This window comes from Dysgonomonas sp. ZJ709 (assembly GCF_011039195.1).
Classification (GTDB): domain Bacteria; phylum Bacteroidota; class Bacteroidia; order Bacteroidales; family Dysgonomonadaceae; genus Dysgonomonas.
Genome location: NZ_JAAKEM010000012.1, coordinates 71,622 through 93,928 on the forward strand (window position 1 = coordinate 71,622; position 22,307 = coordinate 93,928).

Genomic DNA, 22,307 nt, shown 5'->3' on the forward strand with positions numbered 1-22,307 from the left:
CCTAAAGATGGTTATAATTTTTAAAAATACAAATTTATTTTAATATGAGTAGTAGAAAAGATTTGAAAAAACAGATAAATGCATCAATGGACTTACTTTATGGTGATTGCATATTCTATAAGGTATTTGTGATGGATGCAGACAAAGAAGCAGCCGACAAAGTCATCGCTCACATTGCAGAAATTCATGATAACTTACTAAAGCGTGTAAGTGTGAGTGAAGGCAAAGAAGTAAAAGGTAGAACTAAAGCTTATTACAAAAAATTACGCAGCGATATTCAAGAGCAAATAAACATAATAGGAAAAGAAATTACCGCGCTCGGTTAATGAAAGCAATTTGTAAGTTCATACTCAAATCGATTGGGTGGAAAATAGTCGGATTGACTGACATTCCCGACAAGTGTGTTATTTGTGTTGCTCCTCACACCAGCAATTGGGATTTACCTCTTGGGCTTGTAATATATACATCGATGGGAAAACATGCTTCTTTTCTGATAAAGAAAGATTGGTTCTTCTTCCCTATGAATCTTATATTTAAAGCAATTGGAGGAGTACCTGTGGATCGTTCTAAAAACACATCGTTAATAGAACAAATGACGGACCTTTATAACTCTAATGAAAAATTTCAATTAGCAGTTACCCCTGAAGGAACACGCAAGCACAATAAAGAATGGAAAAAGGGTTTCTATTACATAGCCCTTGCAGCAAAAGTTCCGATTGTCGTTGCTGCTTTCGACTATAAGAAGAAAGAAGCCGATTTCAAGAAAATCATTATACCTACAGGAGATGTAGAGGCTGATATACTTGAAATAAAAGCTTTTTACAAAGGTGTAACCCCCCGCCATCCTGAAAAATTTGCACTCTAAATAAATACAGTCATGCAAGATACTGTACTCAGAGTAAGCCTTGCCCAATATGATATCGTTTGGGAAAACAAGCAAGCCAATTTATCGAAAATCAAAGATATAGTAGCCTCTTTGGCAGGACAAACAGATATAGTTGTCCTGCCCGAGATGTGTACAACAGGGTTCTCGATGCGTAGTCACGAATTAGGCGAAACCGTATCCGAAGAAACCATTACTTACATAAAGCAATATGCCTCCCAATATGATATCGCAATATGCGGCAGCTTTATTGCTAAAGAAAACGGTGATTATTTCAACCGTGCATTTTTCATTTCCGCATCGTCCGAATATTACTACGACAAACGCCATTTATTCAGAATGGGACAAGAAGCCGACTTCTTTTCCTCAGGCGAAAAACGTTTAATATTTGAACATAAAGGATTCAACATTTGTTTATTAGTCTGTTATGATCTTCGGTTCCCCGTATGGGCACGCAATATAAATAATGAATATGACGTACTCATATATGTTGCCAATTGGCCCGCATCACGCATAAAAGTATGGAATACATTACTCGACGCACGAGCAATCGAAAACATGTGTTATGTATGCGGTGTGAACAGAATCGGAACAGATGGCAATGGTCTCAAACATGATGGCAGTTCGAAGTTAATTAATGCTAAAGGTGAGATACTGACATCTATCCCATTAAACCAAGAGCAGATCGAAACAGTTTCTATATCTAAAGAAGATATTGATAAATTTAGAGCAAAATTTCCTGTATGGAAAGATGCAGATAAATTTAAAATAGAATAAACAATTATTAAATATTAATTATGAAACATTTACTTAAGTCAGTAACATTAGTTGTTACAGCAGTAGCGTTAAGTTTTGGAATCCAAAGCTGTAGTTCTACTAAACCAATTGAGAAAAATAATTTAGCTGGATATTGGGTATTAAAAACCCTAAATGGAACAGAAGCAACAACTGCTTTTGAGGGACCGATACCAAGTATTGAATTTAATTTTACAGATAGTCTGATAGCCGGTTCGGCCGGTTGTAACAGATATTTCGGTGGATTTACCCTGAATGAAAAAAATGAATTTGCTGCTCCTCAACTTGGATCTACAATGATGATGTGTTTTCAAAAAAATGCAGAACCTGAATTTCTTAAAGCATTAGGAACTCCAAATCTTGTTCTGGTACTGAATAAAGACGGAGTACTTCAATTCACTGAAGGTGAAAAAGTATTACTTCAATTCGAAAAAGGAGAAATGGCAAAAGAAAATTCAGGTGTACAACCTGTTAGCCTCGACAATCTAGCTGGATCGTGGACTCTTTCATCATTCACAGGTGAAGACTTGGCTACACTATTTTCAGATAGAAAACCAACTATGGAAATTTCGGCAGATGGCAAAATATTTGGTTTTGCAGGATGTAATACATATCGTACCAGTTTTACTTTAACAGAGAACACAGTGACTTTCGGTCCGGTAATGTCTACTAAAATGGCTTGCCCTAGCTTGCAAGGTGAAGATAAATTCACAAGCGCTTTGGCAACACCATTACAAGCAACAATCAACGGCAACACACTGACATTCTTAAAAGATGGCAATGTTGTATTTGAATTCTCGAAAACTGAAGATGCTGTTGTTAATTCTTCAGAAACTACACCAATAGAATAAGCGTTTACTCAGCACCTTACCAAATAGAAGAGTTGTACAATCCTAGAAAGAGTACAACTCTTTTTTTATACCTCTAAGTGGTATTTCAAAAATAGTTTACATTTCTTGTAACAAATATATTATGTGGTTCGTCCTTGTAATTGAAAGATGATTGATTCGTGCACATCAACCAAAAAAATATTAATTTTAACCAATACTATTTGTTATGAAAAAGTATCTATTTTGTTTAATTCTTACTTTCGTCATTGGTCAAGCGGCTTACGCACAAGGTGTAGAGCAATTAATGGCTAAATTCTCGAAAGTCGATAATGTGGAAAATGTAAAAATTGGCGGTTTCCTTATGAGCTGTGCCAAAATAATGGGCGGAGGCAATGATGCACCCATAGCCAAAGGAATACAATCGATGGCAGTATATGATCTCGGTAGCTGTTCGGCAAGCATAAAGAACGATTATGCACAACAGATCAGCAAACTGAAAGATGGAGGTGGCTACGAAACTCTGATACAAGTAAAAGACGGAAACGAAGGTGTCCGCATAATGATAAAAAAAGAGAAGGATTTAATTCGCGAAATAGTTATCCTTTGTCAAGATAACGATCCTGCAATAGTACACCTTAAAGGGAAAATAAAAGAAAGCGATATTGCAGAGCTCGTAAATAAATACAATAAGTAAACAGATTTTTTATAAATACAATCCCGATTATGAAGAAGACTCTTATATGCCTAATCATCGTATTAGCCGGAAGCCAAATTACATTTGCTCAGGATATCAACAGTGTAATTGCTTATTTCGAAAAGACATGCAACAGCGACCATCAAGTTGTAAATAAGGCAATGCTCAATTCTTCATTCGAAGCGGCAGCGGCAGCTGATCCGACAGGTCAGTTGAAATCTAACACGCCACCCTTTATGCATAAAATAGATTCAATAGAAGTTTTTAGTCTTGAAGGGTTTTCGTTAGAAACAAAAAACCAGCTACTGGACAAAATGAATAGCTTTGAAGACGGCAACGGTTATGAATCATTGATAAGAGTAAAAGAAGATGGAGAGAATGTACGTATCGTCGCAAATAAAAACGGAGATATTATATCTGAAATATTAGTTTTTAGCATAGAACAAGACGAGATTGTATTTGTAAGAATGTCTGTTAACATGGACGAATCTGACTTAAATGATTTTATAAGCGAGCAAAATAACAACTATAAAAAAGAGTGATAATATGGACGTAGAAATCTTTAAAAAAGTATTTCTCCCGTATCATCAGAAATTATACCGGATTGCATATCGCATTATACAAAATGAGTCCAGCGCCGAAGATATTGTACAGGAAACCTATACGAAACTCTGGGATAAGCGTAACGACTTAGACAATATAGAAAATACCGAAATATTTGCGGTTGTGATTCTTCGGAATCAATGTCTGGATCATTTACGGAAGACTAAGAAAAATAGGCAGACAAGTTATGATTATGATATACCCGAAACAGAATCTCTGTCGAAACAGATAGAGCTGCAAGATGAAGTACATCATATAAGGCAATTGGTCGACAATCTCCCCGAACAACAGTGGCAAGTTATGATACTCAAGCACTGGGATAGTTGTACTGACGAAGAAATAGAACAAATCACAGGACTTAGTGCCGGGAACATAAGGGTAACACTATCTAGAGCCAGAAAAACAATACGGGAACAATTTAAACAATTGAACAGATATGAAAACTGACGAAATAAAAATACTTTTAGACGCTTTTTATAATGGTGAAACAAGCCATGAAGAAGAGCTTATACTGCTTCGCTATTTCGAAAGTGACAATGTAGCTGAAGAATTACTTGGTGAAAAAGAAATATTTCTCCAACTATTCCAAAGCGAAGAAAACATAGAAGTACCCCCTACTCTTGAATCAAAACTGGAAGATCTGATCGATAGTTTAGCAGAGAAAGATGAGAAAAAGAAAAGTCGAAACAAGAAACATTTATGGATATGGGCTGTTAGTGCAGCGGCATGTATAGCAATTTTATTTTCAGTTGGACTTTATTTCAACAATAGACCTCACGAATCATCGATTCTAGCGGGTAACGAATTTCAAGAGAAGCAAGAATTAAAAGATACATTTACCGATCCGGATCAGGCTAAAAAAGAAGCAGAAAAAGCGCTACTGCTTGTAGCCGCAAACCTCAATAAGGGAATGAATCAGTTAGAGCTTGTATCGAATAATATTGATAAAACAAACGAAATATTGGATAAAACATTCAATCGAAAAAATAAATAAATTATGAAGACAAAGATATTATTTACCATTATAGCCCTTATGCTTAGCACAATGGGCATACAGGCGCAAAGTAATTTGTTCGACAAATTTTCGAACAATAATGAAATCTCTGTTGTATATATATCTAAAACACTTTTAAGTATGGCTCCTAATATGAATATGGGTGGAGCAGACCTGAAAGGGCTAGCTAACAAGCTGGATCAGGTAGAAATATATACAAGTGAAAAGCCAAATATAGCAGCCATGATGAGAAAAGAAGCAGAAGTTCTTACCAAGGATAAATTGTATGAATCGCTAATGACTGTAAAAGACAAAGAAGATCATATCACATTCTACGTGAAAAAGAAAAATGATACTGAATTCAAAGAACTGGTCATGGTGGTAAGTGAGCCTAACGAGTGCACTATAATCCGTCTACTAGGCAGTTTCACAGCGCAGGATATACAAAAGATAGCTAACAGCAAGTAATAAAGCTACTTCGATCAATAATCAATAACAAAAACGCCGAATGCTAAATACATCCGGCGTTTTTTTATATACCTTTACGGCTTAATATAAAAACGAAAACAAATGAAGATAAAACACTTATTCATACTTACTACACTTTTATTATGTTCAGCATTTTCACAAATATATGCAAAAGATGTATTCAAGAATATAGCCAAGATAAAAGGAATCGAGATGATGAATCTTTCGGGTGAAATGTTAGCATCAACTTCCAGTAATGGTATAAATGCAGCCGGTGCAAGTATAGATAAGATCTTTAGTAAGATTGACGAAATGCAGATGTATATTTCGCACGATGAAACTGTGACCCAAAAGATAAGAAAGGAAGTTGCGCATTTCTCTAAAGATAAAGACTACAGATCGTTGCTTAACCTGAATACGCAAAACGGAGATGTTTTATTTTTATTCAAAGCCGGAAAAAAAGATTCACGAAATGAATTCATTATAGTAGCAGGCGATATTAAAGAGTATTATGTAATCAGATTAACTGGTCGTTTTTCTTATGAGGAAGTACAGAATATACTAAATGAAGAAGAAAAAGGAGAAACCGAAAATATTGAAGAAGAAGAATTTATAATATACGATGTCGACTAATAAGCGATACTGAAAAAATCATATAAAAAGGGCTTTGAATAATTATTCAAAGCCCTTTTCTTTATTTTATAAGTAAAATTACTTCTTAAGCGCAGCAAAAATTAGTGCCTCCAGTTCTTCAGCCAATTCAGGATTGTCTTTTATAGTATCCTTAGCAGCTTCGCGCCCCTGACCTAATTTAGTCTCGTTATAGCTATACCATGAACCGCTTTTCTTTACTATACCTAAATCTGCACCCAGATCGACAATCTCACCTGCACGTGAAATACCTTCACCATACATGATATCGAATTCAGCCTTACGGAAAGGAGGTGCCACTTTATTTTTAGCAACTTTCACACGGGTTTGGCTACCTTTCACGTCGTCACCATCTTTCAACTGCCCGATACGGCGAATATCAAGACGTACCGATGCATAATATTTCAATGCATTACCACCAGTCGTAGTTTCGGGAGAACCGAACATCACACCGATCTTGTCACGCAACTGATTGATAAAAATACAAGTTGTATTTGTTTTATTAATCGCAGCAGTCAATTTACGCAATGCTTGCGACATTAAACGTGCCTGTAGACCCATTTTAGAGTCTCCCATTTCACCTTCCAGCTCAGCCTTAGGCGCCAGGGCAGCCACCGAGTCGATAACGATGATATCGATAGCCGATGAACGGATCAATTGCTCTGTTATCTCCAAAGCTTGCTCTCCACTATCGGGTTGCGAAATCAAAAGATTCGCAATATCTACACCTAATTTCTCTGCATAGAATCTGTCGAAAGCATGCTCTGCATCAACAAACGCTGCAATACCACCTGCCTTTTGGGCTTCTGCAATAGCATGAATGGCCAATGTAGTTTTACCCGACGATTCTGGGCCATATATCTCTACTACCCTTCCACGAGGATATCCACCAACGCCAAGAGCAGCATTCAGTGCAATAGAACCTGTCGGAATAACAGCTATTTCATCAATTTTATCATCTCCCATTTTCATGATAGAGCCTTTTCCGTAGCTTTTCTCTATCTTATCCATTGCAGCCTGTAAGGCTTTCATTTTTTCCGGATTGAGAGATGTTTTTTCCTTTTTCTCTTTTTCTTCTGCCATTATAATCTTCCTTTATATATTTGTTATTACTGATTTAATATTTGTTGACCGTGATCTTTAGTCTTAATTTCTTTCGGACCTATTATTTTTTCTATTATCCCTTGTTCATTTATCAGGAATGTGGTACGCAAAATACCCATATAATCTTTCCCCATAAACTTTTTCTCTCCCCATACGCCAAACTCTTCTATCAGACGCTTGTCTGTATCGGCAATAAGAGGAAAAGGCAATTGTTGCTTTTCGATAAATTTCTTATGAGACTTTTCATCATCGAGACTCGCACCAAGTATTTCATAACCGGCTTTTCGCAAGTCCCCAAAATTATCTCTTAAGCTACAAGCTTCGGCTGTACAACCGGGAGTATTATCTTTCGGATAAAAATAAAGGACTAGCTTCCGCCCTGTATAATCACTCGCTTTAACCTCTACCCCATCTTGATTGACGCCTAGTATCTCAGGTATTTTATCTCCAACATTTAATGCCATAATTTTCTATTTTTCTATATAAAAAGTCTTTTCATAAATATTTTTTACTTCTTTCAATTTATTTCGCTTTTCCATTGCTACATCTGTAGCTTCATCAAAAACCTTCATTGCCTCATCATATTCTTCTGCTTGCGTATTCGGGTCGATAATAGCATAGCCATACAATGTTTTCACCTTTTGGCTCACAGCCTCAATATAATCAATTACAGATTCACGATAATCATCTCCTCCGATATACACTGGGCTCAAATTAACAGTACTTCTGATTTGTGTTATCTGCAATACACGTTCATCAACCAATTTTGACAAATCACAGTCAGGCTCTTTATTCCAGAAAGCTCTTGTATCAACTACGAAAGCTGTGTAAACATCATCGACGGCTTTCATTTGGTCAAGTAAAAAATAACTATACGTCGTTTTCGATTTTGTCGAGGACTTTTCTACCGAACGCTTACTTACTGTTCCTTTTGTTTGCGCATAGCCCCCTATAAAACAGAATACAGATAGACTAATTAATAATAATTTTCTCATGTAAAGTTTGTTTTGAATATTATTCTCATGCGGTTACGAACCACTTATCGTTTAGCGGAGGCTTATACGCCTCCATCTTATCCAATAACCGTTCAATATCATTATCAACCAAAAGTAATTCCCGATATTCATCTTTAAGGAAACCTTTTTTAATCATCGTATCCGAAAGAGCAATAAGAGAATCATAAAAACCATCGATATTCAATAAGCCTATAGGTTTCTTATGTAATGCTAATTGTGCCCATGTAAGCATCTCAAACAATTCTTCCATGGTTCCATATCCTCCGGGTAAGGCAATAACCCCATCACTTAGTTCATTCATAAGAGCTTTACGCTCGTGCATAGTTTCTACAACATGTATTTTCGTCAATTTTTTGTGCTCCAATTCTTTCTTTTTAAGAAATTGCGGAATAACACCAATAACCTGACCGCCCTGCTTCAATGCACCGTCAGCTACTGCACCCATCAGACCAACATGGGCACCACCATACACGATACCATATCCTCTGCGTGCAATTGTTTGTCCCAATAAAGAGACTTGTTCCGGAAAAACATTGTCGTTACCACTCGATGAACCGCAGAATACAGATATATATTTCATATTATGAATTGCTCTATTTTTTGTATAAATAAAATATTAAAGATCCCGTTTTAACTATAATATACTTTGATCATTATGCATTTCAAAATGATAAATAAAATTGCAACTTTAATCTAACAAAGATAATAATAATATACTAGATATTTAGAGAATAAAAGATGCTGTTGAAAACTTTTAAAACATATATTTGTTCTTAATTCAAAGAACACACATAAAGCTATGGAATATAAAAAAATTATCTTCTTTACTCTATTAACTCTCCTTTTTGCCAGCTGTAAATCGACTCAGACATTGGCTGACAAACCCGAAAACTGGCATAACATAGCTGTTATAGAAGATGTAGAAATATACATAGACACAGCAAGTATAAGACATGAGGGTGCTGTAACGTATGCACGCGAGAAACGAGTATACATATCCGACAAGAGCCGCAAAGCCTATGCTGATAAGATAAAAGCAGAATATACCAAAATGGGAAAGCCTGAAAAAGCCGATAAATGGATTGATTTTAGTTATTGCATATACAATTGCCTCTACGAATGCACAAATAAACGATTCAGGGTGTTGTCTGTCGAAGATTTTGATTCACTCGGTAATCGCATTGTAAGAACAACCCATGCTAAAAATAATATTCGCTGGCTCAATGTAGAGAATGACACGGTTGGTGATTATACTTTCTTTTTCGTTTGTGATTATGAACAATAAAATTTAACAGCATGAGATTAAGAGCATTACTTACATTACTAATAATCGGAGGTCTCATCGGAGGATTGATTACATACTTCATTGTTTCGCCCAAAAATGAAGAAACGAAAGTCGAAATATCACATAACATGATTGTACAAAAAGTTGAAGCTTTAGGCAATCTGGAAGTGATAAGATATAGTATACAAGATATAATCGAGTATAAGAAAGTGCGTGAATGGCTTCCTAATGCAAAAACGGTACTTGTAGTAACAGGCGAAGTAATAGGATGTGTAGATTTAACGAAAATCAGAGATAAAGATATTTATACTGCAGGCGATTCGATCCGTATAACACTACCTGCACCCGAAATATGTCACAGCAAGATAGACCATTCGAAATCTCACATCTATGATATAGAATATGGGTTATGGGAATCTGAAAAAATAACAGATGAGGCTTACCGATATGCAGAAAAAGAATTATATGCTCAAGCTCTAAAAATGGATTTTGCACCAAAAAGCCGTGAGAATACGATTCAACTACTACATCCTATATTACAATCGATGGGCTTCAATCATATTATGATCACATTCCGATCGGAAACTTCGGAAAATAATAAATATAGTTTCCCTTAATTAAAATTTCAGAGGAAGTTCTATTCGATACGTTTCCCAAAAGGAACGAGGGCCAGCCTGATAAGTTTGAAATGCTGCTTCCCGAAAGGAATACCTACAATTGTTATACAAAATAGTATCCCCCAAAAGAGATGAGTGAGCGCGATCCAGAATCCGCCTACTATAATCCAGATGATATTCATTACAAAACTAAGGCATCCCGATGAAGTTTCATCCTCAACTACTTTATGTCCGAAAGGCCAAATAGCTAACATGCCCATTTTCATAACCTGTATACCAAAAGGTATGCCAATTATGGTAAGCATCATTAGTAAACCCGCAATAAAATACTCTATTGCAATCATAAAACCACCGAAGACAAACCAAATAATATTACCTATAGTTTTCATAAATCACTTCTTTTTTCACGTCTGTTATATCTTATCGCCAAATGTATAAAAAAATAGAACAATAATGGTGTTTTCCAATATTGTTCTATCTATATATTAATTCTTATCCTTATCAATTTCTACGAAGCCTTTCTCCTCAAATTCGTAAAGGATTCGCGAATTCTCAATTGAGTCGATCCAGGCACCACTTCCATAGTTATATGATAAAATACAAATTCATCATTCACCCAATTGGTTATCCACACTGTATAAGAAATATTTGCTCCCTCTTCCTGTGCGTTGTCAAATAAATGAACAACATCATCTACAATGACAAAAGTACCTTGCGTGGCTAATCCTCCACTTTTTCCAAACTCTTTATATGTTTTATCCAGATTAAACAAATAAGTAACACCTTTAAATAAAGCTTCTTTCTCTGCATTATCAGTAGCAAGACTACCGCCTATATATTCGCGATAAGAGTAAATTTCCCATTGACCTTGCAATCTTTCTATAGTCACATCTTCTTTGGTTACTCCCGGATGTCCGGTCGGCATAGTAGCCAGATTTCGCCAGAATTTCAGATCCTTGACACGGAAAACCGCAGAAGAGCCTGCAAGTTGAGCGAAATACGAATCAAGCGTGACAAGCCTCTTATCACTTAAAAGTGTAACAATATAGCCTGTAGTATCATTCTCTTGATCTTCGTTCTTAAAACGAAATGTTATAGAGTCCGATCTCGATATTTCATATTCACCTTTATTACCCAAATCACCTCGGGCATTAGCCTCCGAGAATGTATTATCAGCATTAAAAGTTATAGTAAAACCATCAATATCGACATATCGAAGAGGTGTGCCAGAATTCACTGTCTTAGTAAAATTATATACCTCCCACTTACCTGTAATATTCTGCACAGAAAGCGGTTTATTCGTTTCTGTAAATTCAGGATCGGGATCAGTCCCCCCAGACTCATCGCTATTGTTTGTACAACCAGCCAAGAAGAAGGTTATTAAAAGAAAAAATATATAAAGCTTATTCATCGTTTTGCAAATGGTCTACTGTGACTCGGACTACAAAGATATATCTTTTCCTGTTGATATCAATGCTGTAAACGAGCTTTTTACCTTTAATTTAATTAGTATTTATTGTTTTAATAACATTCATGCAGAGAATAAACGTTTTTTACGATCTCTTATTTTACAAAAGATCTCTTTATCTAACAAACAAAGTCTTGATATCTGGTTATCAAGACTTTTACTGTTATGTTATAATAAAACACCAATTTTTTATTATTATAATTTTTTCGCTGCGTCTGCTGCTTTTTGAGCTTCAGCTTTTGCTTTATCGCTTGCTTCTTTAGCTTTCTTTTCTGCATCTTGGGCTGCATCTTTTACTGCAGCCTTAGCTTTATCAGCGTCTTTAGAAACCTCTTTTTTCGTACTACTTACAACATCATCGGCTTTTTCCTTCAACTCATCAGCTTTACTTTCCGATTGTTTTTTTGCCTCTTCTGCTGTATTTTCTATAGATTTCTGCGTTTCATTCGCTTCTTTTTTAAGATCGTCCGCTGCATTTTCTATAGATTCTTTAGCGTCCTGAGTATCTTTCTTAGTCTCTGTACACGCTACAAAACCAAACATCAAAACGGCAAAGCCTGCCATTACAAATATTTTTTTCATCTTTCTACTAACTTTAATTCAACTACTCTGCCCACCTTTTCAGTCGTGAGCCTATATTTTAAACAAAATAATTAAGAAATAGTTTTAATTATCAGCTATCTAGCGTAAATAATAAAAGCTGATCCAAAAAATATGGATCAGCTTTTATTAATATTAGATTTTACAAAACAACTTGTTTTTATTGCTTAACGACTGAATATGTATATTGGATTTCATTCGTTTTCTCAAAACTTTCAGATCCGATTTCCACATAAAGTTTCAATGTTCCTTTAAGTGTATATGTAAGTGTTTCTGTAGCAAATGTATAATTTGCAGTGGTTTGATTTAAGTTTAAGTCTACTTTATTAATTTTATCGAAGTCATCCGAAAACCATTTTGTTATATACTCAGGAATATTACTCCCAACCCGATCTGTGTTACCAAATGCACCAATTGTAAATATACATGCAGTTTTATCCAGAGAAGTATATTTGAAATTTCTCACCTTATCTCCACTATCAATAAGACCAAATTCATCAGTTATCATATATAAAACTTTCGCATCAGAGGTATTCTTAAGATACATTGTTGTATTCAAATTCTCGGTAGGTCTTTTAATATCTATTAAATCAACTTTGCATGTACCATTATATTTACCCTGCAGAACAGAATTATCATACATTGTTAAGTCTGGCACATAATCATCATCACTCCCACAAGAAGTAAATAATATCCCTAACGTACTTATTGTAAATAGAATTAAAAACAAATGCGTCCTCATAATCTAACCGTTTAAAATTTGTGTATCACTTTTTATGTGTACAAATGTAACACATTCTGATAGAAAAAAGAAGAGAACCTTCTTATTCAAGATATCGACAAATAACTAAATAAAAAATATTAACATCTAAAATCCTTTATAAATAGTTTTTTTATTGGTATATTTACTAGCCACTTATATAAACTATAGTCATGAAAAACAATAGTATAACAGTTGAAATCAGGCAGGAAGATGCAACTGATTTTCCCGCCGTATATAACATCAATAGCACAGCTTTCGAGGGGAGAGACGAGGCACAGTTGGTTGACCGTTTAAGAGGTAGTGAGAATTTTATACCCGAGCTATCGTTAGTCGCCACAATAGAGAATAAGCTGGTAGGCCATATTCTGTTCACTACTATAAAAATCGTCAATGAGGAAACAGAGACAGAAAGCCTTGCCCTTGCACCTATAGCTGTCAAGCCAGAATTGCAGCGAAAGGGTATCGGGACTCAATTGATACAGCACGGCCTGAAAAAAGCAAAGGAACTGGGATATGAATCGGCTATTGTACTGGGACATGAACATTATTATCCGAGATTTGGATTTGCACCCACAAACAAGTGGGGTATCAAAGCACCCTTTAATGTTCCGGCCAATGTATTTATGGCAGTGGAACTCGTAAAGGATGCTCTATCAGGCGTAAGAGGAACCGTAAAATACGACAAGGCGTTCGAAGAAGTATAAAAAATTTGATAAGAGAAAAATGTTAAGTAAAGTTCATTTAATAAAAGATATTAACGACAAGTGGTATGATATTTTTCGTCCAATATACTCGACTTCATTCCCAATACATGAGCAAAGGGACACAGCCCAGCAAATAAAAGCATTTGAGAGTGATCGCTACTCTCTCGAATGTACAATTGAAAATTCAACCTTAATAGCATTTATTGCCTATTGGGAGTTTGAAGAATATATTTACATCGAACATTTTGCCGTTAACGATAAATTAAGAGGCCAAAACTACGGTTCGCTTATACTCCATGAGTTTATAAATAAAAAAGAGAAAACGGTTCTGGTGGAGATCGATCCCTTAACAGACGACATTTCTATTAAAAGGCTTCGCTTTTATGAAAGGCTGAATTTTAATATAAACGAGTACGATCATTATCATCCGCCTTACAATAAAAAATATGCACCTCATAAACTAGTCTTGCTGAGTCATAATCACCAGATAAGCAAAGAACAATATGATGCTTTTTATGAAAATATGGTGGAGATTATTATGAAATAATTCTTACTGTGCACTTATATTAGCCAGTAATTTTCTCAGTTTATCAGGTGTAAATATTTCATTCGAGTAAAACTGTCCATCTATAAAAGCGCTATAAGTAGTAACCGGGCAGACATGGTTCTGAGCCTCCTCTTTCGTCTTTATCTGATAAATACGAATAGGATAATTAGTTTCCGTAATTACAGGCTCAAGCAGTTCAGTATATGGCACTGTGAACGGACATTGAGCTGTATAAAATATATCTATTCCATATACTCCTTCACCCAGACCTTGATGTGCACAACTTTTGAATCGAGGTAATTGGGCATCATTTTCAAACCGCTTCACTGCCAATTCGAAAAAAGGTGCACAGCTATCACATATTTCGTATCCGTGTCGAATCATAAATGATTTGTCTGACAAGTAAGGTTTCTTCTTACTTCCGACAATCAAAGCTATGCCTTTACAGCCTTGATCAAGTGCATCGGATTCGCACTCAGCCAGTAGTTGTTTTCCATAACCATGTCCTTTGAATGAGCCGGAAACCCAAAAACAGTTGATTAGCATATATCCTTCTGCGTCGATGGGTAGCCAAGCATTCTCCGCCGGTAAATATTCTATAAAAACCTTGCCTCTCGCATCTAATTTTTTAAATTTCAGTCCCTCCTGAAGACGGCAACCAAGCCATTCTTTTTTTGCTGCGACACCTGATTCTGTTGATTTACTGCTCATCGAACAACAGATATGTTCACTTGAGAGATTTTGGCTGGTTAGTGTTATTATATCCATTTTGAATGTTTATTTTCTTTTCAATGTTAAGTAAATAAATAATATAAACATATTACATTTTCTTTTTAGATACAGGCACATATATTTCGGTCAGTAATTCGTCTTCCGACACCTTATCGGGACTATTCAGATACTTTTCAAAAGCACTCTTCTTTCGCAGCTTATAATCGCTTATAGGCAACCATTTAATATAAATATTGAAATAAAGATCCAACAATCCGCTATAAGATCCACGTAAAGTAAACACAGCGTATAAACCCTCATCTACAGTCTGCACACCAAAAGGTCCCCTTGGTTGTATATCTTTATCCACCGTTATACAGGCATAAAACCTGCAATTCTCCGGTTCAGTAATTGTAGGATCATCAAAGCTCAATCCGATGTATTCTGTCTGTGCATTAATCAAATTATTTTCCTTGGCAAACTGTCCTAACTGTTTCCATGCCTTAGCATAAGAATCCGGCGCCCCATACCAATCTATAATTCGTATATATACTATTCTTTTAGCATCTACTATTCTAACTTCGGGGTTAAGAAGTATCTCTTTTCGTTCATCATCTCTAAAGAAAAATGAGTTGTTTTGTGGTAAAATACGATAAACAGATGGCGAAACACCAAAGTGTTTTTTGAAGGCTTTCGACAAAGCATTTTTTGTTCCATAACCTTTTTCCAAGGCTATCTTATCTAACGTATCACTCGACATACGCAAGCGTTGAGCTATATCCTCCAATCGTAGGCGAGCAACATACTCTCCAATATTCTCACCTATTATAGTTTTAAAAATACGATGAAAATGAAATTCAGAAATATTCGCGACTTCTGATAATTGTTTTAAATCGGGGCTGTCATATAAATGTTTATTGATATAATCAACAACTTTATTTACAGCCCTTTCATATTCATTGATAGTTCTTTCCCTCATTTATACATCAAGCTGTTTTCCAACGCTTCAAGTTTGGAAAATACTCTTTCATCGTGGCTCTGGCTTCCTCTTTAGAATATACCTTGTCACTGTCTTTATTGAATTCGTCTAAATAATTAAGGCAATGATCTATCATTTCATCCATTGTTACATCCTGTGCAAAAGAACCTTCTTTGAAGCAATACGTACAATAATCTTCATTTACACTGTTATCTTTATTTGTACCGAAATCGGCTGCTGTGTTTAATGGCATGCCACAGCTTTGGCAGAATTTTTGATTCATAGTCCTTCGTTTTATAGTTAAAAATTGAAATTTATATCTTAATGCAAATAAAACAAATTTAAAGAAATACAAGGTTATCAATTCTTGCTAATTTTCACATACACTGAATTATTCCTAATCACAATGATTAGGAAGTTCAGCGGAATACGAGACTTGACAATTGTTAACCAAGGTTAAAGAGAGAGGTGCTCATTAATCCTTTTCATTTAGTTAACATCAAACGAGTAAAGAGAGATATTTCAATACATTTTCTAACACTAACACCTGAAATTATGAAAAAGACTATATTGATATTTGCACTACTAATCAGCGCAATATCCTTTGCAAATAAAGCAGAAGCTCAAAACGTAAGTATAAATATAAATGTAAACCAACAACCCGCATGGGGTCCTATTGGTTACGACTATGTCGGCTATTACTACTTCCCCGACATCGATTGTTACTACAATGTGAATGCAGGAATGTTCCATTACTTCGACCGTGGTTACTGGGTATCGTCACGTTATCTGCCTTATGCGTACAGCAATTATGACTTATATGGACTATATAAGGTAGTATTGAACGTTCGCGATCCTTGGATATATAATCACAACCATCGCAGAAGCTATGTAAGATACAAAGGTTATAGAAATCAAGTCGTAATTAGAGACAGCCGAGATAATCGCTATCGCGATAGCCGACACAATAATGTTGTATGGTATTCTTCTGATAAGAAAGAAAACCATAGTGAGCGTCCCAACAATAATCGTAACAATGTTAGCAGGCCTAATACCAATAGACCCGAAACAAACAGGCCCGTCTACAATAATACAAATAAGCGATCAGATAAAGTAAACATAGCCGAAAACAAATCCGGCAATGATAATAACAAGCGTCGTGAACAAAATAAGACCCACTCAGGTTATAATAAAAGTGATGATTCGTCTGGTAGAAATAGTGGACGAGGTAGATAATAGATAAGTTTAGGTTTGGTAAGGTGTGTATTTATTAAGTATACACCTTTCTTTTAACCTATTAGATTAGACCAGCTCACCAACAAATATAATGAAGTATGAAAAGATTATTATATATTTTCTTGTTTCTTCTGGGACTTCAAAATATACGAGCACAGGATGTAGTAAACGATACAATCAGATTACAAAAAACTGATATCGTCGGCAGATGGGTCGAGGCCAAACGTATAGTAAACGATAGCATTATCATAGAGCAAGCCTTTCCCGACCATTATATATTTAAAGACGATATGGTATTTCATAAAGGGCAAGCCTCAGAAGGTGTCATATTATTTAATATAGGAGGAAGATACAGAATAGAAGGTGACTCTATTGCGGTAACTTATTTTGATTTTATACAGAACACTACCGATAGCAGGGTACCGCAAACAGTCACATTTAAAGTCGTTTCTTTATCTGAAAGTGAAATAAATGCCTATGTAAACGACTCGCAAGAAGGCAAATATTTTATCAGGCTCAGAAGGCAATTTCTTGATCAATAAAACTGAACATTAAAATAATTTGATACCGTCTTTGTAGGTTTTATATTTTAACTTGGGTAATAGTTCCTCCCGCATCCTTTTCGTATCACCATAGTATGACACCATTCCTATCTTTACAAAATCGACTGTCAAGGGACTGCGTGTATTAAATATCCACGAGAAAATTTCAAAACCACGGGCAGCAGTCATGATCATCCAGACCGGCATACACCACGGCTTATGATTTCCCTTATAAACAGTAATGTCGTCCAAGAATTGTTGCAAAGACTGGACCCCCTCATCTCCAATATGATATATGCCGTTAATATTTGGTTTTTCGACGGCAGCAATAGTAGCATTCACAAAATCAGTTTTCGATATTAGATGAATAGCTGTTGGTTTCTTCCATATTCCGAGTAGCCAATGGCGTGCAAACCATTGCCCTGCATCTATCATCAGTATGCCTTTTCCATAGACCATACCGACACGCAGAGATACACCTTCAAATCCATACTGGCTCGCGTATTTAAATAATAGTTTTTCTTCTTCGAGACGAGTGCGGGCATGCATCGATTCGGGTTTTCCATCTAACGATCCATGTGCCGGATTATCAGGTGTACACTCCCCCTCTACATGAGGGAAACTAATCAATATAACACGTTTTACTTTTTGTAAGACAGCTACTTCAAGTAAGTTATTAAAATATGTAGTGTTAGTTTTTGGCAAAAATTTCTCCGGATTGGCTTTGAACAATACGCCGGCAAAATGGACAATAACATCTACATCGTGTAATGCATCATACAACGTATTCTTATCAGCCAAGTCTGTTTTAAATACAGTAATATTGTCTTTATTCAAAAGGTCTTGAGCGACATTCTTGCGGTGAATAAGCAAATTAAGATTCACGTTACTGTTTTTCATTCCTTGTGCCAGTAAGCCACCTAAATTACCTGCCGCACCTGTAATAGCAACTCTCAGATTATTCATAAAGTCTATTTTGTGTTTCTACAAATATACAGAATATATAGATATAAACTAACCGTTTCTTCTTTCTGATTAAGTTCACAGCCCAATTCTCAGGGAAGCTCGAAACGCGCTATTAAATACGCTCTTTTAGTTACAAATTAGTATCTTTACCAATAATTGAAATATATCTATTATGAATTTTCTGGCACATGCTTTTCTTTCTTTCGACAATCCCGACATACTTGTGGGAAACCTTATAGCCGACATGGTGAAAGGTAAACAAATGGATGTGTATCCCTCAGAAATTCGCCGTGGAATAAAAATCCACAGATTAATCGATTCGTTTACCGACAGCCATCCTGTGACACTTGAAGCAAAAAAACTGTTTCAAGAATCAGCGGGAAGATATGGAAGTTCTTTTCTCGATGTGTCATACGATCACTTTCTTGCTCTTGATCCCCTCAATCAGCCAAAAGAAGGATGGGAGCTTTTCGCACAAAACTGCTATGCTCAAATAGAAGAGCGGGGCAATATATTACCATCCATATTTTGCAATATGTATATGTATATGAAAAGTGAAGATTGGTTTTCGAACTATCAGAATATGTGGATGATAGAACGCAGTTTCGACAGGCTGAAACGGCGAGCCAGTTATTTAGACGATAATGCGCCTGTCTTTGCTGATTTTGAGAAAAATTACAACACTATTCAAAAAAGCTATGAACTGTTTTTTCCTGATCTGAAAAAATATGTTGAAGAAATTTCATGATATTAAACTAGCAATAGTACCATAAGATAAGGATGATTGATAAATTCCGATAATTATTCCTATAGCTATATAAAGTACACCTTTCGATTTATATTTATCTTGTTCCGAAGGAGTGGCAGGCATTGAAAAGCTTAATTTCCAGCCGCTGTTCTTTACTTTTTCGAGTACCGTATCCTTTTTGGTCATAGTGCATATTCCTATAATCATCAGAAACACAGGACCTCCTATATTTAGAAATAGTGCAACAACGGACAATACGACCAACATTCCAAAATTCATTTTCTCCTTTGCAACATAACCTGCATATAGTAATCTTTTTCGTGCTTCTACATCGTCGATAACCTCCTCTGTATAAATATCCTTATATTTCTTATCTGATATACGTTGAACAGGTGCTTCCAGCGAATTCTTATCAATGTAGCTATAGTCGGCTTCTGCGTATTGTTTCTCCTTTTGAAAAGGCGGAACGTATGGTGGTGGCACCTCGGATTGAGGCTTTTTCGAAATAGTCTGAATCGGTTGTTTTGATGGTTTTTCTGATGCAGCGGCTTGTTTCCTTGTTTCGATAGCGATAGCTCTGGCATCAGAGAGGGGTGTAGCCCTTTTTTCTATCTTCGATGGTCTACCTTCGGGGTTTACATATTCTGCTGATGCAGGAACAATCCCTTTGAATTCACCTTTTTCACTTTTAGGGTATGGCTTATCATCCAGTTTCTTACTTACTGTTTCGTAATCTTTACGTAAATCATCATATAGCTTCTTCTGCGTGCGAGAATTTTCGTACGATTTCAGATACTCTTTTTCATACGATTTTTTATACGTATCTCCCGAATGATCTTTTCCCATATCTTTTTTAGTATTAGAAATCCAAGATTTAATTCTTGCTTGTTATAAACTTACAGCTTATTTACTGCCCACCGTTATAGAATTGACCAATAAATTTAAATCGTCTCCGAAATCATCATTATTCCGATTATCAAGAAGGTATAGTAGGCTATAAGTTTTCTTTGCGGCTTTATTCTGATATATTTTTATTAACCCACTATATTCACCATATTCATTTTTATATCCACCGCTAAAGGTGCACTCAGTTATATCACCATTCTTAAATTTACTAGACACCGCCTTCGTAAATGAAACATTTTCTGTTCTGGATGAATTAGTTATCTGCGTTTTCAACATCAGCAAATAAGTGCTGGGATCTAGTACGGCATCGTGAATATTAATAACAATTTTATCTTGCTCATCGTAAACATAGCTGGGTTTTATAAGAATCTTATATACCCCCTCATCTACTTTAGTTGTATCTATCGTCCACGATTCGGGAACTTTAAAATATATACCCTTATAATCAATCGCAATGGTATCACTTCCTGAAGCCAGCGATGCGACAGCTTCCGTTTCCACTGCATAATAATCTTTTTCTAAATCAGAAACACCTCTTTTTTTACAAGAGATTACAACAATCAGTAATAAGAATATCGTAAATATTATTTTTTTCATTCTATATGCGTTAGTTTGTGTTTGTGTATTATTAAAAACTACTTGATACCCGTTGTACAATATTACACAATTGACGGACATTATCCAAATTCAATTCAAAGTCGGCATATTCGGGTGACGAATTCAATGAGTGGCAAGTTATCTTGCAATTTTCTATATCCTGATCTACAATCTGTTTACAAAGAATTGTGTTATCCAATACAATGATCCAATTGGGATAATTATCAGTATGCAGTCTGCTACGCCAATGCTCTTTACACAACTCACGCGCAAGCACAATATCTCCGTCACTCAAACTACGTTTAGTATCGTTATCCATACTATCGCCTTTAATTTCGAAAGCAAAGTAACGCCCATGCCCGATTTTATCTACTATAAAATCAAATTCTTCGTATTCATCGCCCATAAATTCAGCATCACGAAACTCATCTACATATTTCGCATAAGCTTTTACAGGAATGAAAGGGACACGCATGCGAAATTTACCATTTGACATTTCGTAGTATTTAACTCCGGATTTGGTTACAATAAAAGGTTCTTCCTCATGTACCTTGTCTGTTCTGTTTATACTACCTTCACCATTAGACAGCCATTCTTCATTCACTTTAAAATAAGCAGCTAAGATTGCAATATTCGACTTATTCGGGTTGGTCTTCCCTTCTATATAGTTAGCAATAGTCCCTTTTGTGATAGCGGTATCCTTCCAGATGCGATAAGCAGTAACTCCATCTCTTTCCAACAAATGTTTGAGTCTATCTTTAAATTCCATAATTGATGGGTATAAAATTATTCAATAAATTCTTTTCAGGTCGTAAATCCTTTGATTCAGCACTTAAAATTGAATCAGTATACAAATATAGTGAAATATTGAATCATAGATACTATTTACTAGACTTTTAGAGTTAATATTATGTAAGCTTAAAGTTATGGCCTAAAATTTGCTACTCATTTTTTAGGATATGAGCTAAAATAAGATTAACATTAAACCAAACTATTTGATATTTAGATACGTTATAATTTAAAATCAAACTATTATGAAAACAATGCTATTTTTATTTATGTCGATGACATTGATTCTGACAGGATGCAAAACTCAAAAAGACCCTGCAGTTAAAGCCGCCATAGAAGCTGAAGAGCAAATGGAATTCGATATGGCTGTAAAAGCGCTGAATGACCGTGATTTCGTCCTCGAAGCCGACCGCATTACTTTCAAATACGGGCGCTATGCTTATGTAACTCCCAATACTAATTTTATCTCTATGAGCGGAGACAAAGCAACTATCCAGTTGGCCTTTAACTCTCCCTACGCCGGACCTAATGGCGTTGGAGGAATTACAGTAGATGGAACCGCATCTAATGTGAAGATACAAACAGACAAAAAAGGCAATATTACTTACAGCATGGCAGTTCTTGGTTCCGGGGTGTCGGCAACAGTTACCCTTAGGATGACACGAGGCAGTAATAAATGTACTGCAACAGTAAATCCTAATTTTAGAAGTAATCCAATAACATTTTCTGGTATTTTATATCCCAAATCGGAATCAAGTGTATTTAAAGGCACTCCCTTTTGATGTATAATAAGAAATAATTAAAAGAAGGT

At 35.6% G+C, this 22,307-nt stretch carries 33 protein-coding genes; 18 read left to right on the forward strand and 15 right to left on the reverse strand.

From position 1 onward, the window contains the following. Nucleotides 1-44: 44 nt before the first annotated feature. The 10 genes from G7Y56_RS09915 (at nt 45) to G7Y56_RS09960 (ending at nt 5,900) form a co-directional block, all read left to right on the forward strand. On the forward strand, nt 45-326 hold the full coding sequence (locus G7Y56_RS09915; RefSeq protein WP_165043132.1) for a hypothetical protein: 282 nt from the start codon (nt 45-47) through the stop codon (nt 324-326). Then, nucleotides 326-865, forward strand: coding sequence for a 1-acyl-sn-glycerol-3-phosphate acyltransferase (locus G7Y56_RS09920; protein ID WP_165020754.1), 540 nt, complete (start codon nt 326-328; stop codon nt 863-865). Before G7Y56_RS09915 ends, G7Y56_RS09920 begins: the two co-directional genes overlap by 1 nt. 12 nt (nt 866-877) lie before the next feature. Continuing rightward, nucleotides 878-1,660, forward strand: coding sequence for an amidohydrolase (locus G7Y56_RS09925; RefSeq protein ID WP_165043134.1), 783 nt, complete (start codon nt 878-880; stop codon nt 1,658-1,660). Between the two features lie 20 nt (nt 1,661-1,680). Then, the gene (locus G7Y56_RS09930) at nt 1,681-2,529 is read left to right on the forward strand and encodes an META domain-containing protein (protein ID WP_165043136.1); all 849 of its coding nucleotides are present in this window, start codon (nt 1,681-1,683) and stop codon (nt 2,527-2,529) included. A 205-nt stretch (nt 2,530-2,734) separates the two neighbouring features. After that, nucleotides 2,735-3,202 (forward strand): DUF4252 domain-containing protein, encoded by a 468-nt coding sequence (locus G7Y56_RS09935; RefSeq protein WP_165020751.1) that lies wholly within the window; start codon nt 2,735-2,737, stop codon nt 3,200-3,202. 29 nt (nt 3,203-3,231) lie between these two features. After that, a complete protein-coding gene (locus G7Y56_RS09940) occupies nt 3,232-3,744 on the forward strand; it encodes a DUF4252 domain-containing protein (RefSeq protein ID WP_165043138.1) in 513 nt (170 codons plus the stop codon). Nucleotides 3,745-3,748: 4 nt separating this feature from the next. Continuing rightward, nucleotides 3,749-4,252: an RNA polymerase sigma factor gene (locus tag G7Y56_RS09945; protein ID WP_165043139.1), complete on the forward strand. Its 504-nt coding sequence runs from the start codon at nt 3,749-3,751 to the stop codon at nt 4,250-4,252. Then, entirely contained in the window at nt 4,242-4,799 is a 558-nt protein-coding gene (locus G7Y56_RS09950; RefSeq protein WP_165043141.1) for a hypothetical protein, read from the forward strand. Before G7Y56_RS09945 ends, G7Y56_RS09950 begins: the two co-directional genes overlap by 11 nt. 3 nt (nt 4,800-4,802) lie before the next feature. Beyond that, complete coding sequence (locus G7Y56_RS09955) at nt 4,803-5,267, forward strand: DUF4252 domain-containing protein (protein WP_165043143.1); 465 nt, start codon at nt 4,803-4,805, stop codon at nt 5,265-5,267. A 102-nt stretch (nt 5,268-5,369) separates the two neighbouring features. Then, entirely contained in the window at nt 5,370-5,900 is a 531-nt protein-coding gene (locus G7Y56_RS09960) for a DUF4252 domain-containing protein (protein ID WP_165043145.1), read from the forward strand. 78 nt (nt 5,901-5,978) lie between these two features. On the opposite strand, the gene recA is transcribed toward G7Y56_RS09960, so the two are convergent. Genes recA through G7Y56_RS09980 form a run of 4 tightly spaced genes read right to left on the reverse strand, consistent with a single transcriptional unit; the run spans nt 5,979 to nt 8,618 of the window. Beyond that, on the reverse strand, nt 5,979-7,001 hold the full coding sequence (gene recA, locus G7Y56_RS09965; RefSeq protein WP_165043146.1) for a recombinase RecA: 1,023 nt from the start codon (nt 6,999-7,001) through the stop codon (nt 5,979-5,981). Nucleotides 7,002-7,027: 26 nt separating this feature from the next. Beyond that, nucleotides 7,028-7,486: a thioredoxin-dependent thiol peroxidase gene (bcp, locus tag G7Y56_RS09970; protein WP_165043148.1), complete on the reverse strand. Its 459-nt coding sequence runs from the start codon at nt 7,484-7,486 to the stop codon at nt 7,028-7,030. A gap of 6 nt (nt 7,487-7,492) precedes the next feature. Then, nucleotides 7,493-8,017, reverse strand: coding sequence for a hypothetical protein (locus tag G7Y56_RS09975; RefSeq protein ID WP_165043150.1), 525 nt, complete (start codon nt 8,015-8,017; stop codon nt 7,493-7,495). Between the two features lie 25 nt (nt 8,018-8,042). Then, the gene (locus G7Y56_RS09980) at nt 8,043-8,618 is read right to left on the reverse strand and encodes a TIGR00730 family Rossman fold protein (RefSeq protein ID WP_165043152.1); all 576 of its coding nucleotides are present in this window, start codon (nt 8,616-8,618) and stop codon (nt 8,043-8,045) included. 219 nt (nt 8,619-8,837) lie between these two features. Between G7Y56_RS09980 and G7Y56_RS09985 the strand changes: the two genes are divergently transcribed. After that, nucleotides 8,838-9,323 carry a surface-adhesin E family protein gene (locus G7Y56_RS09985; protein WP_165020741.1) on the forward strand — a complete coding sequence of 162 codons (486 nt, stop codon included), beginning with the start codon at nt 8,838-8,840 and terminating at the stop codon, nt 9,321-9,323. 11 nt (nt 9,324-9,334) lie between these two features. Then, a complete protein-coding gene (locus G7Y56_RS09990) occupies nt 9,335-9,940 on the forward strand; it encodes a DUF4230 domain-containing protein (RefSeq protein WP_165043154.1) in 606 nt (201 codons plus the stop codon). 20 nt (nt 9,941-9,960) lie between these two features. Here the strand turns inward: G7Y56_RS09990 and G7Y56_RS09995 are convergent, their stop codons facing one another. From G7Y56_RS09995 to G7Y56_RS10010, 4 genes are all read right to left on the reverse strand, one after another. Continuing rightward, nucleotides 9,961-10,329 carry a YccF domain-containing protein gene (locus G7Y56_RS09995; RefSeq protein WP_165020739.1) on the reverse strand — a complete coding sequence of 123 codons (369 nt, stop codon included), beginning with the start codon at nt 10,327-10,329 and terminating at the stop codon, nt 9,961-9,963. Nucleotides 10,330-10,448: 119 nt separating this feature from the next. After that, complete coding sequence (locus tag G7Y56_RS10000; RefSeq protein WP_165043156.1) at nt 10,449-11,351, reverse strand: hypothetical protein; 903 nt, start codon at nt 11,349-11,351, stop codon at nt 10,449-10,451. Between the two features lie 252 nt (nt 11,352-11,603). Next, nucleotides 11,604-11,990, reverse strand: coding sequence for a hypothetical protein (locus G7Y56_RS10005; RefSeq protein ID WP_165020737.1), 387 nt, complete (start codon nt 11,988-11,990; stop codon nt 11,604-11,606). Nucleotides 11,991-12,168: 178 nt separating this feature from the next. Next, nucleotides 12,169-12,750: a hypothetical protein gene (locus tag G7Y56_RS10010; RefSeq protein ID WP_165043157.1), complete on the reverse strand. Its 582-nt coding sequence runs from the start codon at nt 12,748-12,750 to the stop codon at nt 12,169-12,171. A 191-nt stretch (nt 12,751-12,941) separates the two neighbouring features. On the opposite strand from G7Y56_RS10010, the gene G7Y56_RS10015 reads away from it, so the two are divergent. Then, nucleotides 12,942-13,475, forward strand: a complete 534-nt coding sequence (locus tag G7Y56_RS10015) for a GNAT family N-acetyltransferase (protein WP_165020735.1) — start codon at nt 12,942-12,944, stop codon at nt 13,473-13,475. Between the two features lie 19 nt (nt 13,476-13,494). Continuing rightward, nucleotides 13,495-14,022, forward strand: coding sequence for a GNAT family N-acetyltransferase (locus tag G7Y56_RS10020; protein WP_165043159.1), 528 nt, complete (start codon nt 13,495-13,497; stop codon nt 14,020-14,022). 3 nt (nt 14,023-14,025) lie between these two features. Here G7Y56_RS10020 and G7Y56_RS10025 read toward each other — a convergent pair whose 3' ends face one another. Genes G7Y56_RS10025 through G7Y56_RS10035 form a run of 3 tightly spaced genes read right to left on the reverse strand, consistent with a single transcriptional unit; the run spans nt 14,026 to nt 15,995 of the window. Then, nucleotides 14,026-14,790, reverse strand: a complete 765-nt coding sequence (locus tag G7Y56_RS10025; RefSeq protein WP_165043161.1) for a GNAT family N-acetyltransferase — start codon at nt 14,788-14,790, stop codon at nt 14,026-14,028. 52 nt (nt 14,791-14,842) lie between these two features. After that, a complete protein-coding gene (locus G7Y56_RS10030) occupies nt 14,843-15,712 on the reverse strand; it encodes a GyrI-like domain-containing protein (protein ID WP_165043162.1) in 870 nt (289 codons plus the stop codon). A 7-nt stretch (nt 15,713-15,719) separates the two neighbouring features. Continuing rightward, the gene (locus tag G7Y56_RS10035; RefSeq protein WP_165043164.1) at nt 15,720-15,995 is read right to left on the reverse strand and encodes a zinc ribbon domain-containing protein; all 276 of its coding nucleotides are present in this window, start codon (nt 15,993-15,995) and stop codon (nt 15,720-15,722) included. Between the two features lie 272 nt (nt 15,996-16,267). On the opposite strand from G7Y56_RS10035, the gene G7Y56_RS10040 reads away from it, so the two are divergent. Together G7Y56_RS10040 and G7Y56_RS10045 are read left to right on the forward strand one after the other, a co-directional pair. Continuing rightward, nucleotides 16,268-16,948 (forward strand): hypothetical protein, encoded by a 681-nt coding sequence (locus tag G7Y56_RS10040; RefSeq protein ID WP_165043166.1) that lies wholly within the window; start codon nt 16,268-16,270, stop codon nt 16,946-16,948. 98 nt (nt 16,949-17,046) lie between these two features. Continuing rightward, on the forward strand, nt 17,047-17,490 hold the full coding sequence (locus G7Y56_RS10045) for a hypothetical protein (protein WP_165020729.1): 444 nt from the start codon (nt 17,047-17,049) through the stop codon (nt 17,488-17,490). A 9-nt stretch (nt 17,491-17,499) separates the two neighbouring features. On the opposite strand, the gene G7Y56_RS10050 is transcribed toward G7Y56_RS10045, so the two are convergent. Further along, on the reverse strand, nt 17,500-18,456 hold the full coding sequence (locus G7Y56_RS10050; protein ID WP_165043167.1) for an NAD(P)-dependent oxidoreductase: 957 nt from the start codon (nt 18,454-18,456) through the stop codon (nt 17,500-17,502). A 172-nt stretch (nt 18,457-18,628) separates the two neighbouring features. Here G7Y56_RS10050 and G7Y56_RS10055 point away from each other — a divergent pair, with 172 nt between their 5' ends. Next, complete coding sequence (locus G7Y56_RS10055) at nt 18,629-19,204, forward strand: ACP phosphodiesterase (protein ID WP_165043169.1); 576 nt, start codon at nt 18,629-18,631, stop codon at nt 19,202-19,204. Here G7Y56_RS10055 and G7Y56_RS10060 read toward each other — a convergent pair. Genes G7Y56_RS10060 through G7Y56_RS10070 form a run of 3 tightly spaced genes read right to left on the reverse strand, consistent with a single transcriptional unit; the run spans nt 19,199 to nt 21,476 of the window. Further along, a complete protein-coding gene (locus tag G7Y56_RS10060; RefSeq protein ID WP_165043171.1) occupies nt 19,199-20,050 on the reverse strand; it encodes a hypothetical protein in 852 nt (283 codons plus the stop codon). The two genes, G7Y56_RS10055 and G7Y56_RS10060, sit on opposite strands and share 6 nt — an antisense overlap. A 57-nt stretch (nt 20,051-20,107) precedes the next feature. Next, nucleotides 20,108-20,707 carry a hypothetical protein gene (locus G7Y56_RS10065; RefSeq protein ID WP_165043173.1) on the reverse strand — a complete coding sequence of 200 codons (600 nt, stop codon included), beginning with the start codon at nt 20,705-20,707 and terminating at the stop codon, nt 20,108-20,110. Between the two features lie 31 nt (nt 20,708-20,738). Further along, nucleotides 20,739-21,476, reverse strand: coding sequence for an XRE family transcriptional regulator (locus G7Y56_RS10070; RefSeq protein ID WP_165043175.1), 738 nt, complete (start codon nt 21,474-21,476; stop codon nt 20,739-20,741). Nucleotides 21,477-21,765: 289 nt separating this feature from the next. Between G7Y56_RS10070 and G7Y56_RS10075 the strand changes: the two genes are divergently transcribed. Further along, nucleotides 21,766-22,278, forward strand: coding sequence for a DUF4251 domain-containing protein (locus G7Y56_RS10075; RefSeq protein WP_255498722.1), 513 nt, complete (start codon nt 21,766-21,768; stop codon nt 22,276-22,278). Nucleotides 22,279-22,307 lie beyond the last annotated feature (29 nt).